The sequence below is a fragment of the Azoarcus sp. KH32C genome (assembly GCF_000349945.1).
Taxonomy (GTDB): Bacteria; Pseudomonadota; Gammaproteobacteria; order Burkholderiales; family Rhodocyclaceae; genus Aromatoleum.
The window spans coordinates 3,888,439-3,903,278 of the sequence record NC_020516.1 but is presented as its reverse complement, the minus strand read 5'-3'; the positions used below and the strand labels follow the sequence as shown (position 1 = coordinate 3,903,278).

Sequence of the window (14,840 nt, the reverse complement as noted above, 5' to 3'; positions counted from 1 at the left end):
GATTCCTGCCGCATCGCGCGCAGCAGGGACAAAAAAAAGCCGGCATATGCCGGCTTTTTTTGTTGCGCTGATCGCGAATTACTTCGCGGCGCCTTCCTTGGCGGGCTCGGCAGCAGCAGCCGGGGCAGCGGCGGGAGCGGCTTCCTTGGCAGCTTCGGCCGGAGCGGCAGCAGCTTCCTTGGCAGCTTCAGGAGCGGCGGCGGGAGCAGCCGGAGCGGTGGCGGCCGGAGCGGGCGCCGGAGCAGCAGCTTCTTCCTTCTTGCCGCAAGCGGCGACGGCGAGAGCGATCAGGGAGGCAACGAGGAGCGACTGTTTCATCGTGGGAATCCTTTTTTGTTGAATGCAGAGCAGTGGAACGCAACCGGCCAGCAAGGCCTTTCTGGGGCGCCGGCAGATCTCGGAAGAAAGTTTAGCAGTCTATCCCATGTTCCGACAAATTTTTGGTGCAATGCAATATGTGCAGCCTTTGAGGTCGGTCGGGCCTAGAGTCCAAGCGGGGCGCCCGTTGCATGATTTTCGGCGCGCAACCACATTGTTTCAAATTGTATGCAGAGGCTGGCGGTGGACCTTGGCATCGCGAAGCAGGCCTTTCCGCGAGGCAATGCCGGATGAAAGCGTGTGACGAGGTGCTCGCTGTCGACGACGATGAAGGGCTGCGTCCAGTTGCGCGATCCCGGATCGCTGATGCGCAGGCTCGCACGGTGGGCGTAGTTCGAAAGAAAGCGCTGCAGCCGTGGGCAATCCCGCTCGATGAAGCCAGGGTCGTGCACCACGATGCGCAAGGCATCGCTGCGCGGGGATTTCTGGCAGGCGGCTTCGAGGAGCGCGAGCGTGCCCGGGGCTTCGAATCCGCATTCCCCGAGGTCGGGGTCGAAGATGATGATCGTCTGGCCGGCCAGAGTGAGCGCCTCTGTTACTGCCTGGCGGTATGCCGCATGGGTGTCAAAAGTCGATTCCGAAGGATGGTCCATGATGGTGGTCGCTTTGCATATCCGGGCAAACTTTGGGTCTCGAAGGCTGACTCGGAGCCCCAGCAAATTATAGGCGCCACCATGTAAAGTGCCGTGGCGAGCGGTAAAATCGCGCTCTTTTGGGCGCGAGTTTCATGCCTGTCGCAGTCATTGAATCGCTGGACCACGAGGGTCGCGGCGTCACACACGTCGAGGGGAAGGTCGTCTTCGTCGACGGTGCCTTGCTGGGCGAACGGGTGGAGTATGTCGTCCACCGGCAGCGTCCGTCCTACGAGCTTGCGGACGTGACCCGCATCCTCAAGGCGAGCGCACAGCGGGTCGCGCCCAAGTGTCCTCACTATGGCGTCTGCGGCGGCTGTTCCATGCAGCATCTGGACTCCGTGGCGCAGGTGGCGACGAAGCAGCGGGTGCTGGAGAACGCTCTGTGGCACGTCGGCAAGGTCAAGGCCGACATCATCTATCCGGCGATCCACGGGCCGGCCTGGGGCTATCGCTACCGGGCACGGATCGGCGTGCGGCTGGTGCCGTCGAAGGGCGGTGTGCTGGTCGGCTTTCACGAACGGCGCAGCAGCTACATTGCGGACATGCGGACCTGTCCGGTCCTTCCGCCGGGCATTTCGGCGATGCTGCCGGCCTTGCATGAACTGATCGCCGGACTGTCGATTTCCGACCGTTTGCCTCAGATCGAAATCGCCGTGGCCGACACTGCGACGGTGCTGGTCTTCCGCAATTTGCTGCCCTTTAAACCGGACGATGAGCGGCGCCTCGCGGCATTCGCCGACCAGTGGGGCGTCCAGGTCTGGCAGCAGCCCGGGACCAATCCGGCGAGTGCCCGTCCGCTGCATCCGAAGAAGGGGCCGGGGCTGGCGTACACGCTGCCGGAATTCGGCGTGACGATGGATTTCCTGCCGACGGACTTCACCCAGGTCAACGTGGATATCAACCGACTGCTGATCCGGCGGTCGATGCAACTGCTCGACCCGCAGCCGGGCGAGCGGATCGCCGATCTGTTCTGCGGACTGGGCAATTTCAGCCTGCCGATCGCGAGCCGGGGGGCGACGATGGTCGGGGTCGAGGGGAGCGAAGCGCTGGTCGCGCGCGCGCGGGAGAATGCGCGGCGAAACGGCCTCGCGGAGCGCTGCGAATTCCACGCCGCGAATCTCTTCGAGGCGACCGAGGACAGCCTCGCGGCGCTGGGCCGGCTCGACAAGCTGCTGATCGATCCGCCGCGCGAGGGGGCGATCGCGGTCGTCAAGGCATTGAGCGAGGCGCAGATGCCACCGCGCATCGTGTATGTGTCATGCAACCCGGCGACGCTTGCGCGCGATGCCGCTGTGCTGGTGCGCGAGAAGGGCTACGTGCTGAAGGGCGCGGGCATCGCGAACATGTTCCCGCAGACTTCGCATGTCGAGTCGATAGCGCTGTTCGAACGGGGCTGACGCGCGGCGTGCTGGTGGTATACTCCGCGCTCCCGGAGGTGTGGCAGAGCGGTTGAATGCACCGGTCTTGAAAACCGGCGATGGTGAAAGCCATCCGTGAGTTCGAATCTCACCGCCTCCGCCAAGACGTCAAGACAGAGACGCGCCGCAAGGCGCGTTTTTCATGGCTACACGGGGCCGTCAAGGGCGCATAACGGCGGACTGTTGTCGCTCGCGAGGCTCCCCTACCAAAAATGTCCCGCCTGATTCTTCTGAACAAGCCTTACGGGGTGATCTGCCAGTTTTCCGGGGAGCCGGGGCGGCCGACGCTGAAGGATTTCGTCGCGGTGCCGGGCGTGTATGCCGCCGGCCGGCTGGACACGGACAGCGAGGGCTTGCTGCTGCTCACCGACGACGGCGGGTTGCAGCATCGGATCACCGATCCGCGGCACAAGTTGCCGAAGACCTATGTCGTGCAGGTCGAGGGAGAGCCGGACGAGGCGGCGCTGGCGCGGCTGCGTGGCGGGCTGGACTTGGGGGATTTCGTCACGCGCCCGTGCGAGGCGCGGTGTATTTCGGAGCCGGACTGGTTGTGGCCGCGCGATCCGCCGGTGCGCTTTCGCAAGAGCGTGCCGACGAGCTGGGTCGAGATCGTGCTGCGCGAAGGGAAGAATCGCCAGGTGCGGCGGATGACGGCGAAGGCGGGGTTCCCGACCTTGCGCCTGATCCGGGTGCGCATCGGCGACTGGTCGCTGGGCGGTCTGCTCCCGGGGCAGTGGCGCAGCGAAGAGATTGCGATGCCGGCAGTGGCGGCGGGGCAGCGTCCGGGACCGCCGACAGGTGTGGGACGCAGGCCGCGGCCTGCCGGGCCGCGTGGTCGTCGCCCTTAGCACGGCCCGTGCGGCGGGAGTAGAATTGCGCGCTCCAGCCATTCCGGGTGATGCATCCATGAAGTTCCGCGCAGTGGGCGCTTGCGCCGCAGCAGTCCTGGCCATCGGGTCGATGTGCGTCGTGCCGGCGGCGCGGGCGGATTTGCCGGTGGTCGAACTTGGGGCGGGGATGTACCGCATCGAGGCGGAACTGGCGCACACGGACATGACCCGCCAGATCGGGCTGATGAATCGCCCGATGATGCCGGCGCAGCACGGCATGGTCTTCGTCTTCACCGAAGACGCGCGGCACTGCATGTGGATGAAGAACACGCTGCTTCCGCTGTCGGTTGCTTTCCTTGATCGCGAGGGGCGCATCCTCAACATCGAGGACATGAAGCCGCAGACCCTGGACAGTCACTGCGCGGCCGGCCCCGCGCGCTTCGCGCTCGAAATGAACGAGGGTTGGTTCGCGGGGCGCGGCGTGCGCGCCGGCGACAAGATCCGCGGCATCGACAAGCTTCCCGCCGGGCGCTGAGCGCCGTTTCCATTTCCTGAATTGAGGGCTTTTCCGGTCGCTTATCGACCGGCAGTGCTTGCCGCCTGCCGGCGATAATTGCCCTGTGTCGGGGTTCGTCCGCATTGAGCGGGCGGTCGGCACGAGGCAGGCAGGGGCGCGGCAATGGCCGACGACAGCGATCTAGAGAAGACAGAACAGCCATCTGCACGACGGCTGGAGCAGGCCCGCGAGGAAGGGCAGGTTCCGCAGTCGCGCGAGCTGTCGACCTTCCTCGTGCTGCTGGCGGGTGTCGCCGGCCTGTGGGTCATGGGCGGGTGGATGTCGGGCCGCATGCTCGGGATGTTGCGCGAGGGTTTCCACATCGAGCGCGTCAAGCTCGTCGATCAGAACAAGATGCTCGAAGGCGTGCTCGGGTTGTTCATGGATACGCTCATGACGATGACGCCGCTCTTCGCCATCCTGATGGTGTCGGCGATCGCAGCACCGATCCTGATGGGCGGCTTCGTGTTCTCGCCCAACGTGCTGAGCTTCAAGTTCGAGCGCATGGATCCGGTGCAGGGCTTCGCGCGGATGTTTTCGATGCACGGCGTCGCCGAGCTGGTGAAGTCGCTGATGAAGACGGGCATCGTCGGGGTCGTCGGTGCATATGCCGTCTGGCGCGAGCGCGAGCACATCTTCACGCTGATGGGGGAGGCCATCGAGAGCGCGGTACCGGACTTCCTCCACACGGTGCTGATGTCGGCGCTGCTGATCATCATGGGGCTGGCGATCCTCGCGCTGGTCGACGTGCCCTTCCAGCTCTGGCAGTACAACAAGCGCCTGCGCATGACGAAGGAAGAGGTCAAGCGCGAGAGCAAGGAACAGGAAGGCGATCCGCATGTCAAGGCGCGTATCCGCGGCATGCAGCGCGAGATGGCGCGGCGCCGGATGATGGCGCAGGTGCCGAAGGCGGACGTGGTCGTGACCAACCCGACCCACTTCTCGGTGGCGCTGAAGTACGACGCGCAGAAGATGCGGGCGCCGATCGTGGTCGCGAAGGGGCGCGGCGAGTTGGCGCTGAAGATCCGCGAGCTCGCGAAGGAACACAAGGTACCGTTGCTGGAGGCGCCGCCGCTGGCGCGTGCGCTGTACAAGCACTGCGAGCTGGAGCACGCGGTGCCGGGGGCGCTGTACACGGCGGTGGCCGAAGTGATGGCCTACGTCTACCAGTTGAACCACTGGTTGGCGAAGGGGGGCTTGCCGCCCGTGGCGCCGGCGACACTGCCGGTGCCTGAGGACATGGATCCGGGCTCGCCCGACTGAGCGGGCGCGGAAAGGACGTAACAGATGGCGACGAACGAGACCCTGAACCTGCGGATGCTGCTGACGCCGACGAACGTGCGGATGCTCGGTGCGCCGATCTTCATCATCATGGTGCTGTCCATGATGGTGCTGCCCTTGCCGGCCTTCGTGCTGGACGTGTTCTTCACGTTCAACATCGCGATCGCGGTGATGGTGATGCTGGTGTCGATGTACACGCGTCGCCCGCTCGAGTTCTCGGTGTTTCCGACTGTCCTGCTGGTGACGACGCTGCTGCGGCTTGCGCTGAACGTCGCCTCGACGCGGATCGTGCTGCTCGAAGGCCACACCGGGCCCGACGCGGCCGGCAAGGTGATCGAGGCCTTCGGGCACTTCCTCGTCGGCGGCAACACGGCGATCGGTATCGTGGTTTTCGTGATCCTCGTCGTGATCAACTTCGTCGTCGTGACGAAGGGCGCCGGGCGGATCGCGGAAGTGGCCGCGCGTTTCACTTTGGATGCGATGCCGGGCAAGCAGATGGCGATCGACGCCGACCTGAACGCCGGGCTGATCGATGAGGCGGCGGCGAAGCAGCGACGCAAAGAGGTCGCGCAGGAATCCGAGTTCTACGGCGCAATGGACGGTGCGTCGAAGTTCGTCCGCGGCGACGCGGTCGCGGGCATCCTGATCCTGCTGATCAACATCGTCGGCGGGCTGCTGGTCGGCATCGTGCAGCACGACATGGAGGCTGGCGTCGCGGTCAATACTTATACGCTGCTGACAATCGGCGACGGTCTCGTCGCGCAGATTCCGGCGCTGATCATCTCGGTGGCGGCGGGCCTCGTCGTGTCGCGTGTCGGCGACGAGGCCGATGTCGGCGGCCTGGTCATCACGCAGGTGTTCTCGAATCCGCGCGTCCTGATGCTCACTGCGGCGATCATCGGCGTGCTGGGCCTGATCCCGGGGATGCCGAACCTGGTGTTCATCCTGATCGCGAGTGCGCTGGGCTGGCTCGCGTGGCGGCGGATCGGGATCGAGCGGCAGGAGGCCGAGGCAGCCGCGCGCGCGAAGCCCGCCGCCGCAGCCGCACAGCCGGCAGCGGAGTCGTTGGAGGCGAGCTGGAACGATGTCGCGCCGGTCGACGTGCTGGGGCTCGAAGTCGGCTACCGGCTGATCCCCATGGTCGACAAGGGGCAGGACGGGGAGCTCTTGAAGCGCATCCGCGGTCTGCGCAAGAAGTTCGCGCAGGAGGTCGGCTTCCTGTCGGCGCCGGTGCATATCCGCGACAACCTCGAACTGAAGCCGAACGCCTACCGCATCGCATTGAAGGGGGTCGAAATCGGCAGCGGTGAGGCCTATCCCGGGCAGTATCTCGCGATCAACCCGGGGCGGGTCAGCGGGCCGCTCGCCGGGCGCGAGACGCGCGATCCTGCCTTCAATCTGCCGGCCTTCTGGATCGACGCCTCGCAGCGGGAGCAGGCGCATGCGCTCGGCTACACGGTCGTCGATGCGAGCACGGTCGTCGCGACGCATCTCAACAACCTGATCCTGACGCACGCCTCCGAGTTGCTGGGCCGCCAGGAGACGCAGGCGCTGCTCGACCACATCAGCAAGACCACGCCGAAGCTCGTCGAGGACCTCGTGCCCGCGTTGCTGTCGGTGTCCGCGGTGCAGCGCGTGCTGCAGAACTTGCTCGACGAAGGCGTCAATATCCGCGACATGCGCACGATCATCGAGGTGCTGGCGGAAAACGCGCCGCGCGTGCAGGACCCGATCGAGCTCACGACGCGCGTGCGCCAGGCGCTCGGTCGCGCGATCGTGCAGAGCCTGTTCCCGGGCAATTCCGACGTTCAGGTGATGGCACTGGATCCGACGCTCGAACGCATCCTGATGCAGGCGATGACCTCCGGCGGCGGCGAGGGCGCGGTGATCGAGCCGAGTCTCGCCGACGGACTGCTGCGCCACGTCGCGGAAACCTCGCAGCGCCAGGAGGACATCGGCCTGCCGCCGGTGCTGCTCGTGCCGCCGCAACTGCGCTGGCTGCTGTCGCGCTTCCTGCGCCGTGCCGTACCCTCGCTGAAGGTGATCGCGAACTCCGAAGTGCCGGAAACCCGCACGATCCGCGTGAGCGCGATGGTCGGCGGAGCAGGGCGCTGAGCCTCGTTCCGGCCTGAACGCCAGATCTCGCCGGCGGCGGATTAGCGGGGGGAAACCCGGTTTATTCCACGCTATCGAGTCGAGCCTCGCCGTCCATAATCGGCTCCATGCTGCGCGAGATGCGTAGCAGTCGGGAGAGTCAAAATGAACGTCAAGCGCTATTTCGCCCAAACCGCCCGTGAGGCTCTGCGTGCCCTGAAGGCCGAACTCGGTGCCGATGCGATCGTGTTGTCGAACCGCGCGGTCGAAGGGGGAGTCGAGATCCTTGCGCTGCCCGCCGACGAGGTCGGTTCGCTGCCGGGCGCTGCGAGGCCAGCCGCGCCGGTTGCGCCGCAGCCCGCGATGGAGCGCCGTCCGGCGCCGCCGCCCGCGTCCAGCCGGCCGGCGATGCTCGACTTCGACGATGACGACTTCCAGGTGAGCCTGTCGGGCCGCTCCGCGCCCGCGCAGCCGCTCTCGCCCCCCTCGCCGCCGCCGCGCAAGGCGCCGGTGATCCGCCCGTTCAACCCGCCGCGCGTCGAGACCGCCGACTACGTGATGCGTCGGCGCGAGGCCGAGATCGAAGACCGCTACGCGGCGGAATACGCTGCGGACGACTGGGCGATGCCGGAAGCCCCGATGCCCGAAATGCCCGCATCGCAGCGCGAGTTCGCGCCGGCACCCGCGGCCCGCAAGGTTCAGCCCGTGGCGCCGCAGCCGGTTGCCGAAGCCGCTGCGCGGGCTTCTGCCCCTGCGGCTGAAGACGAGCGCGTGCGCGCATTGCAGGAAGCGAACGCCCAGCTGATGGGCGAACTCGCCGGCATCCGCGCGATGATCGAACGTCAGCTCGCGGGTTTTGCGTGGGGCGAGACGCGGCGCAAGGCCCCGGCCCGTGCCGAGATCGTCGGCGAGCTCCTTGAAGCCGGTTTCTCCGGCGTGCTCGCGCGCCGCCTGGCCGAATCCGTCGCCGAAGACGCGACGCCCGAAGAGGCGCGTGCCGCGGTCAAGAATGCGCTCGCCCGCGGTCTGGGCGCGATCGCTTCCGACGCCGACATCATCGACCGCGGCGGCGTCTACGCGCTCGTGGGCCCGACCGGAGTCGGCAAGACGACGACCACGGCCAAGCTTGCCGCACGCTGCGTCGTGCGCCATGGTGCCGAGAAGGTCGCGCTGATCACGACCGACGGCTACCGGATCGGCGCCCAGGAACAGCTCCGCATCTACGGCCGGATCCTCGGCGTGCCGGTGTTCTCGGTGCGCGACGCGTCCGATCTGCGCCAGACGCTCGCCGAGCTGCGCAATCGCCACATCGTGCTGATCGATACGATGGGCATGAGCCAGCGCGACCGCATGGTCGCCGAGCAGGCGGCCCTGCTGTCCGGCGCGGGTAACGTGCGTCGCCTGCTGCTGCTCAATTCCACCTGCCGCGGCGACACGCTGGCCGACGTCGTGCGTGCCTACCGCGGACCGGATCTCGCCGGCTGCATCCTGACCAAGGTCGACGAAGCCGCGTCCCTCGCGCCGGCGCTCGACGTGGCCGTGAGCAGCCAGCTCGACGTGTTCTATGTCGCGAACGGCCAGCGGGTGCCGGAGGATCTGCATCTTCCGAATCGGGCGTATCTGCTGCACCGCGCGCTGCGCGTGCAGGCGGCCGATTCGCCGTGGAAGCTGCGCGGGGACGAGGCGGCGTTGATGCTCGCGGCCGGCGGAGCCTGAGATGACTGCCCCCACGCTCACTTCTTTCGCTGCCCCCCGAGGGGGCGCAGGACTCCCTTGGGGCTGCCCGGCGGGAGACCTGACATGATCGACCCGCACGAAGACCAGGCAGCCGGCCTGCGTCGGCTTTTCCGGCGGGCGCCGCCGGTGGTGGTGGCGCTGTATGCGGCCGGGCGCAATCCAGCCCAGATCGCGCTGCGTGCGGCGCATCGCATCGCCGGTCATCGCGAGCGCGTGCTGATGCTCGATGAGGTGCGCGGCGAGCGCTCGCTTGCGCATCTCGTGGGTGAGCAGCCGGGCAGCGATCTGCTGGGCGTGCTCGGCGCGGGCGTGCAGCCGCGCGATCTCGTCCAGGCCCTGCCCGGGTTGCTCGGCCGCGTGCCGGTGGCGGCGGCTGCGCTCGCGTTGCCGCTCCTCGACGGCGAGCGGCGCGAAACGCTGCTGCAGGCGCTGCGTGCGCTGATGCGGCCGGCGAGCTTCATCCTCGTGCATTCCGATTACGAAGCGGCGGGCGATCCTTCGCCCTTCATCTTCGCCGCGCCCCGCCGCCTGGTCGTCGCGGAGGCGAGCCACCGGGGGGCGACGGAGGCCTACCAGGTCATCAAGCGTCTTGCGGCTGCAGGCGCCGGTTCTATCCACGTCGCGGTCACCGGTGCGCGCGGTCGTGCCGACGCGAAGGCCTTCTTCACGAGCCTCGACGGGCTGGTTGCGCACCATGTCGGCGTGCCGCTCGCGTGGCTCGGCGAAGTGGAGCGCGACGATGTGGGTGGCGGGCTCAATGCCGAGTTCACCGAAGCTTCGCCGCGCGACGCCGAGGCGGCCTTCCTGCGTCGGCTGATGAGCTGCGGGCTGCGCCATCCGCGGGCGGCCGCTGCGCTCGGGTCGCGGACATGATTCCCTTCACCTATTCTTCTGGCAAAGCTTCTGGCAATGGGATCGCCGCTGCGGGACAATGGCAGTCCGGCGGTCTCTCCGATCGTCCGAACCACAACTCTGGCCGCAAGAAGATACAGGCGAAGTGGATGTACGACGCTGACGGAAATCTCGACAAGAATCATCTCGTGGAGGCCTACGCTCCGTTGGTCAAGCGCATCGCTTACCACTTGATGGCGAAGCTGCCGGCGAGCGTGCACATCGACGACGTGATCCAGAACGGCATGGTCGGTCTGCTCGACGCGATCGGCCGTTACGAGGACGGTCTCGGTGCGCAGTTCGAGACCTATGCCGTGCAGCGCATCCGCGGCGCGATGCTCGACGGCCTGCGCGAGAATGACTGGCTGCCGCGCAGCATGCGGCGCGACATGCGGCGCATCGAAAGCGCCATCCACAGCCTCGAACAGCAGAATGGCCGCCCGCCGACCGAGATCGAGCTCGCCGAAAGCATGGGCATGCCGCTGGCCGATTACCAACGCATGCTGCAGGACGCGCGCGGCCACCAGCTCGTGTATTTCGAGGATTTCACCGACGAGGAAGGCGAGGACTACTTCGAGCGCCATCTCGGCGAACATGAGTCGAATCCGGCCGACCTCTTCGAACAGGCCAACATGCGCAGCGCGCTCGTGAAGGCGATCGACGATCTGCCCGAGCGCGAAAAGCTGATGATGGCGCTGTATTACGACGAGGAGCTGAACCTGCGCGAGATCGGAGAGGTGCTCGGGGTGTCGGAGTCGCGTGTGTGCCAATTGCATAGCCAGGCCGTGGCGCGGCTGCGTTCGCGCGTGATGGGCACGCCGGCGCCGGGCTCGGGTACGGGGGCGCGTCGCGGACGTCCGCCGAAGACGCCGGCAGCGGGCGCCTGAACGGGGCCGTCCGGGGATCGGGACCATGGACAGGATCAGCCTCATCGGCATCACCCTCGGGGTCGCGGCGATCCTCGTCGGACAGGTGATCGAGGGCGGGCACATCGCCTCGCTCGTTCAGCCGACCGCATTTCTGATCGTCATCGGAGGCACGCTCGGCGCGGTGATGCTGCAGAGCCCGCTACCGGTGTTCCGCCAAGGCATCCGCATGACGAAATGGGTGTTCGTGCCGCCGACCTCGACGCATGTCGAGCTGATCCGCCAGACGGCGAGCTGGAGCATGACCGCGCGCAAGGAAGGGCTGCTCTCGCTCGAGGCGCAGTTGCCGCGCATTGCCGATCCCTTCGTGCGCAAGGGCCTGCAGTTGCTGATCGACGGCGTCGAGCCGCAGCGCTTGCGTGAGGTGCTGGAAGTCGAGATCGACGCCTGGGCCGCGCAGATGCGGCAGGCGGCACGGATCTGGGAGGCCGCGGGAGGCTATGCGCCGACGATCGGCATCCTCGGCGCCGTGATGGGACTGATCCACGTGATGGAGAACCTCTCCGATCCCTCGAAGCTCGGCGCCGGGATCGCGGTCGCCTTTGTCGCGACGATCTACGGTGTGGGATCGGCCAACCTCATCTTCCTGCCGATGTCGAAGAAGCTCATGGCCCACATCGCCACTGCCGTGTCGCAGCGCGAGATGCTCGTCGACGGTCTCGTCGGCATCGCCAACGGCGATAATCCGCGCATCATCGAAAGCCGGATGCAGGGCTACGTGGCCTGATCGGGCAGGAGGCTCGCCATGCGACGCAATCGCCGGCACCGCCAGAGCGACGAAATCAACCACGAAAACCACGACCGCTGGCTCGTGTCCTATGCGGACTTCATCACGCTGCTGTTCGCGTTTTTCGTCGTGATGTATGCTCTGTCCTCGGTGAACGAGGGCAAGTATCGGGTGTTGTCGGATTCGTTGATCAGCGCGTTCCGTAATGTGACCGTCAACGAACCGGGCGATCCGGTGATCGCGACGCCGCCGAACGTCACGCCGACCCGTCCGATAACGCCGGCCAAGCCCAGCAACGAAGAGATCGAGGTGCGCCGCCAGACCGAGGTGAAGCGCATGACGACGATGGCCGAGGATATCCGCAAGGTGCTCGAGCCGCTCACGCGTGGCGGGCAGGTCCACGTGACCGAGGGGGCGCGCGGAATCACGGTCGAGATCAACGCCAGCGTCCTCTTCCAGCCGGGCGATGCAACCCTCGCGCCGTCAGCGGTGACGGTGCTGCGTGCGGTGGCGCAGGTACTCGCGCGGGCGGAGTTTCCGATCACCGTCGAGGGGCACACCGACAATATCCCGATCAGCAACACGCGCTTTGCGTCGAACTGGGAGCTGTCGGCCGTGCGGGCGTCGTCGGTGGTGCGGCTTTTCATCGAGTCCGGCGTGATTGGCACGCGGCTCACGGCCGCGGGCTATGCCGATCAACGCCCGGTGACTGACAACACCAACGAGGAGGGGCGGGCGCGCAACCGGCGCGTCGGCATCCTGATCGAATCGATGACGGGCGAGCGTCCGCCGCGGGCGCCCGGTCAGATCCGGGAGGGCGATCCGATCCGCTCGATCCTGCCCGGAGAGGCGCCGCCGCCGGCGTCTTCAGCCGGCGGTAACGAGGCCCCCAGATAGCGCCGTTCAGGACAGCGACGAGGGCTTGAGCTTGATCGCCAGCGCCATGCCTTTGCGGGCGCGGCGGTGGACGAGGCCGGCAAGCTGCGCCGGCTTCAGTTCGACGGTAGCGGGCTTGCTGCCGCGGCCGATGCCTTCGACCTTCAGCACCGCGTCGTCCGCCGGCACGGCGACCGCGACGAGCGCCTCATCGTCGTCGAGCGTCATTACGATGACGCCGCGCCCGCCCGCCTGAACCTTCATCTCGCTGCGCATGAAGACGAGGATGCGGCCGTTCTCGGACACGGCGGCGATCTTGTCGCCGATCACCCGCGCTGGCACGAGCACCTTTTCGCCCTTTTCGAGCGTCATGAAGGCCTTGCCCGCACGCTGGCGGCTCGTCGCGTCGCCGAGCGTGCAAATGAAACCGTAGCCGCCCGAGTTCGCGAACATCCAGGTCGATTCGGGCTCGGCGGTAAGCACCTGCGCGAGCTTGCCGCCGTCCTGGAAGTCGACCAGCGTCGCGATCGGCGCGCCGTCGCCGCGGCCGCCGGGCAGGTCCGACACGCGCACGGTGTAGGCGCGGCCGTTGGTGTCGATGACGACGAGCGGCCAGGTCGTGCGCGTCTCGATCACGACGAAGGCGAAGTCGCCCGCCTTGTAGCTGATTGCGGCGGCGTCGATGCCGTGGCCCTGGCGCGAACGCACCCAGCCGTTCTTCGACACGATCACGGTGACCGGTTCGTCGGCGACAGCGAGTTCGGCGGGCGCCGCGGCGGCGACCGTCTCGATCACGGTGCGGCGGTCGTCGCCGTACTTCTTCGCGTCGTCGGTGATTTCCTTCAGGATCAGGCGCGTCATCGCGGCGCGGCTGTCGAGGATGTGCTGCAGGCCGTCGCGCTCTTCCTTGAGCTCGTTGAGTTCCTTCTCGATCTTGAAACCTTCGAGGCGTGCGAGCTGGCGCAGGCGGATCTCGAGGATGTCCTCGGCCTGGATGTCGGTGAGGCCGAAGGCGGCGATCAGCGCGGGCTTCGGTTCGTCGGACTCGCGGATCACGCGGATCACTTCCTCGATGTGCAGGAAGGCGATCATGCGGCCTTCGAGGATGTGGAGGCGGCGATCGACTTCGTCGAGGCGGTGGCGCGTGCGGCGGTCGACGGTGACGTAGCGGAAGTCGATCCACTCGCGCAGGATCTGCACGAGGTTCTTCTGCTGCGGACGGCCGTCGCGGCCGATCATCGTCATGTTGAGCGAGACCGAGGTTTCGAGGCTGGTATGCGCGAGCAGCACCGCCATGAATTCGTCGCGGCTCTGGCGCGAGGAGCGCGGCTCCAGCACGATACGCACCGGCGCCTTGTCGCTCGATTCGTCGCGCACGGTCTCGACGACGCCCAGTACGAGCTGCTTGAGGTTCTTCTGTTCCTGGCTGACTTCCTTCTTGCCGGCGCGCGGCTGCGGGTTGGTCAGGGTTTCGATCTCGGCAAGCACGCCCGCGGCGGACACGCCATGCGGCAGCTCATCGACGATCACGCGCCATTGGCCGCGGGCGAGTTCCTCGACGTGCCAGCGCGCGCGCATCCTGAGGCTGCCACGACCGCCCGTGTAGGCGTCGCGGATTGCTTCGGGCGAGGAGATCAGCTGGCCGCCGCCGGGGAAATCGGGGCCCGGCAGGAGCGGCAGGATGTCGTCGAGGCCGGCGTCCGGGTTGCGGATCAGGTGGCAGGCGGCATCGGCCACTTCGCGCAGGTTGTGCGGCGGGATTTCGGTCGCCATGCCGACCGCGATGCCCGATGCGCCGTTGAGAAGCACGAACGGCAGGCGCGCGGGCAGCAGCTGCGGCTCTTCGAAGGCGCCGTCGTAGTTCGGCACGAAGTCGACGGTGCCGCGGTCGATCTCGGCGAGCAGCAGTTCCGCGATCGGGGTCAGGCGGCATTCGGTGTAACGCATCGCCGCCGCGGAGTCGCCGTCGCGCGAGCCGAAGTTGCCCTGGCCATCGACGAGCGGGTAGCGCAGCGAGAAGTCCTGCGCGACGCGGACCATCGCGTCATAGACGCTGGAGTCGCCGTGCGGGTGGTACTTGCCGATGACGTCGCCGACGACGCGCGCGGATTTCACGTGCTTCGACGTCGACGACAGGCGCATCTCGTTCATCGCGAAGAGGATGCGCCGCTGCACCGGCTTCATGCCGTCCTCGACCTGCGGCAGCGCGCGCGACTTCACGACGCTCATCGCGTACGCGAGGTAGGCGCGCTCGGCATAGCGGTCGAGCGCGAGGGTGCCGTCGTCGGGCGGAGGCGCGTCGTGGCCATCGCCCGCAGCGGGCGGGGCGGGAGGCGCCGGCGGCGCAGAGTTGAAGAGGTCCAGCGTGTCTGTGGTCATGGAGCGGTGCATCGAAAAGCTTGGATGGGTGGCATGGTGCGCGCCGGGAGCGTCCGCGCCGGATCGGCGACCGGTTGGCGGACTGGTTCGGCCCGCAGGCGTCATTGCCCGG

Annotated in this window: 13 protein-coding genes and 1 tRNA gene; 11 read left to right on the top strand and 3 right to left on the bottom strand. The window is 67.2% G+C overall.

All coding sequences use genetic code 11. The annotated features are described in order from the left end of the window. Positions 1-78 precede the first annotated feature (78 nt). On the bottom strand, positions 79-318 hold the full coding sequence (locus AZKH_RS17425) for a hypothetical protein (RefSeq protein WP_041656337.1): 240 nt from the start codon (positions 316-318) through the stop codon (positions 79-81). A gap of 164 nt (positions 319-482) precedes the next feature. Then, positions 483-971: a hypothetical protein gene (locus tag AZKH_RS17420; RefSeq protein WP_015437107.1), complete on the bottom strand. Its 489-nt coding sequence runs from the start codon at positions 969-971 to the stop codon at positions 483-485. 134 nt (positions 972-1,105) lie between these two features. Here AZKH_RS17420 and rlmD point away from each other — a divergent pair, with 134 nt between their 5' ends. The 11 genes from rlmD (at position 1,106) to motD (ending at position 12,370) form a co-directional block, all read left to right on the top strand. Continuing rightward, a complete protein-coding gene (gene rlmD, locus AZKH_RS17415; protein WP_015437106.1) occupies positions 1,106-2,410 on the top strand; it encodes a 23S rRNA (uracil(1939)-C(5))-methyltransferase RlmD in 1,305 nt (434 codons plus the stop codon). A 34-nt stretch (positions 2,411-2,444) separates the two neighbouring features. Further along, positions 2,445-2,534, top strand: a tRNA-Ser gene (locus tag AZKH_RS17410). A 109-nt stretch (positions 2,535-2,643) separates the two neighbouring features. Next, complete coding sequence (locus AZKH_RS17405; protein WP_015437105.1) at positions 2,644-3,279, top strand: pseudouridine synthase; 636 nt, start codon at positions 2,644-2,646, stop codon at positions 3,277-3,279. Positions 3,280-3,337: 58 nt separating this feature from the next. Continuing rightward, the gene (locus AZKH_RS17400; protein WP_015437104.1) at positions 3,338-3,796 is read left to right on the top strand and encodes a DUF192 domain-containing protein; all 459 of its coding nucleotides are present in this window, start codon (positions 3,338-3,340) and stop codon (positions 3,794-3,796) included. 144 nt (positions 3,797-3,940) lie between these two features. Then, positions 3,941-5,080, top strand: coding sequence for a flagellar biosynthesis protein FlhB (gene flhB, locus AZKH_RS17395; protein WP_015437103.1), 1,140 nt, complete (start codon positions 3,941-3,943; stop codon positions 5,078-5,080). Positions 5,081-5,104: 24 nt separating this feature from the next. Continuing rightward, positions 5,105-7,213, top strand: a complete 2,109-nt coding sequence (gene flhA / locus AZKH_RS17390; protein ID WP_015437102.1) for a flagellar biosynthesis protein FlhA — start codon at positions 5,105-5,107, stop codon at positions 7,211-7,213. A gap of 144 nt (positions 7,214-7,357) precedes the next feature. Next, positions 7,358-8,908, top strand: a complete 1,551-nt coding sequence (gene flhF / locus AZKH_RS17385) for a flagellar biosynthesis protein FlhF (RefSeq protein ID WP_015437101.1) — start codon at positions 7,358-7,360, stop codon at positions 8,906-8,908. Between the two features lie 84 nt (positions 8,909-8,992). Further along, the gene (locus AZKH_RS17380) at positions 8,993-9,802 is read left to right on the top strand and encodes a hypothetical protein (protein WP_015437100.1); all 810 of its coding nucleotides are present in this window, start codon (positions 8,993-8,995) and stop codon (positions 9,800-9,802) included. A 128-nt stretch (positions 9,803-9,930) separates the two neighbouring features. After that, positions 9,931-10,707: an RNA polymerase sigma factor FliA gene (locus tag AZKH_RS17375; protein WP_041656335.1), complete on the top strand. Its 777-nt coding sequence runs from the start codon at positions 9,931-9,933 to the stop codon at positions 10,705-10,707. A gap of 25 nt (positions 10,708-10,732) precedes the next feature. Next, on the top strand, positions 10,733-11,473 hold the full coding sequence (locus tag AZKH_RS17370) for a flagellar motor protein (protein ID WP_015437098.1): 741 nt from the start codon (positions 10,733-10,735) through the stop codon (positions 11,471-11,473). An 18-nt stretch (positions 11,474-11,491) separates the two neighbouring features. Next, positions 11,492-12,370 carry a flagellar motor protein MotD gene (gene motD / locus AZKH_RS17365; protein WP_015437097.1) on the top strand — a complete coding sequence of 293 codons (879 nt, stop codon included), beginning with the start codon at positions 11,492-11,494 and terminating at the stop codon, positions 12,368-12,370. 6 nt (positions 12,371-12,376) lie between these two features. On the opposite strand, the gene parC is transcribed toward motD, so the two are convergent. After that, positions 12,377-14,728 (bottom strand): DNA topoisomerase IV subunit A, encoded by a 2,352-nt coding sequence (parC, locus tag AZKH_RS17360; RefSeq protein ID WP_015437096.1) that lies wholly within the window; start codon positions 14,726-14,728, stop codon positions 12,377-12,379. Positions 14,729-14,840: the final 112 nt, after the last annotated feature.

What these genes read in the sequence shown, in the direction of transcription:
- AZKH_RS17425 (WP_041656337.1), bottom strand. Translation starts at nt 318, where the DNA reads ATGAAACAGTCGCTCCTCGTTGCCTCCCTGATCGCTCTCGCCGTCGCC.
- AZKH_RS17420 (WP_015437107.1), bottom strand. Translation starts at nt 971, where the DNA reads ATGGACCATCCTTCGGAATCGACTTTTGACACCCATGCGGCATACCGC.
- rlmD (WP_015437106.1), top strand. Translation starts at nt 1,106, where the DNA reads ATGCCTGTCGCAGTCATTGAATCGCTGGACCACGAGGGTCGCGGCGTC.
- AZKH_RS17405 (WP_015437105.1), top strand. Translation starts at nt 2,644, where the DNA reads ATGTCCCGCCTGATTCTTCTGAACAAGCCTTACGGGGTGATCTGCCAG.
- AZKH_RS17400 (WP_015437104.1), top strand. Translation starts at nt 3,338, where the DNA reads ATGAAGTTCCGCGCAGTGGGCGCTTGCGCCGCAGCAGTCCTGGCCATC.
- flhB (WP_015437103.1), top strand. Translation starts at nt 3,941, where the DNA reads ATGGCCGACGACAGCGATCTAGAGAAGACAGAACAGCCATCTGCACGA.
- flhA (WP_015437102.1), top strand. Translation starts at nt 5,105, where the DNA reads ATGGCGACGAACGAGACCCTGAACCTGCGGATGCTGCTGACGCCGACG.
- flhF (WP_015437101.1), top strand. Translation starts at nt 7,358, where the DNA reads ATGAACGTCAAGCGCTATTTCGCCCAAACCGCCCGTGAGGCTCTGCGT.
- AZKH_RS17380 (WP_015437100.1), top strand. Translation starts at nt 8,993, where the DNA reads ATGATCGACCCGCACGAAGACCAGGCAGCCGGCCTGCGTCGGCTTTTC.
- AZKH_RS17375 (WP_041656335.1), top strand. Translation starts at nt 9,931, where the DNA reads ATGTACGACGCTGACGGAAATCTCGACAAGAATCATCTCGTGGAGGCC.
- AZKH_RS17370 (WP_015437098.1), top strand. Translation starts at nt 10,733, where the DNA reads ATGGACAGGATCAGCCTCATCGGCATCACCCTCGGGGTCGCGGCGATC.
- motD (WP_015437097.1), top strand. Translation starts at nt 11,492, where the DNA reads ATGCGACGCAATCGCCGGCACCGCCAGAGCGACGAAATCAACCACGAA.
- parC (WP_015437096.1), bottom strand. Translation starts at nt 14,728, where the DNA reads ATGACCACAGACACGCTGGACCTCTTCAACTCTGCGCCGCCGGCGCCT.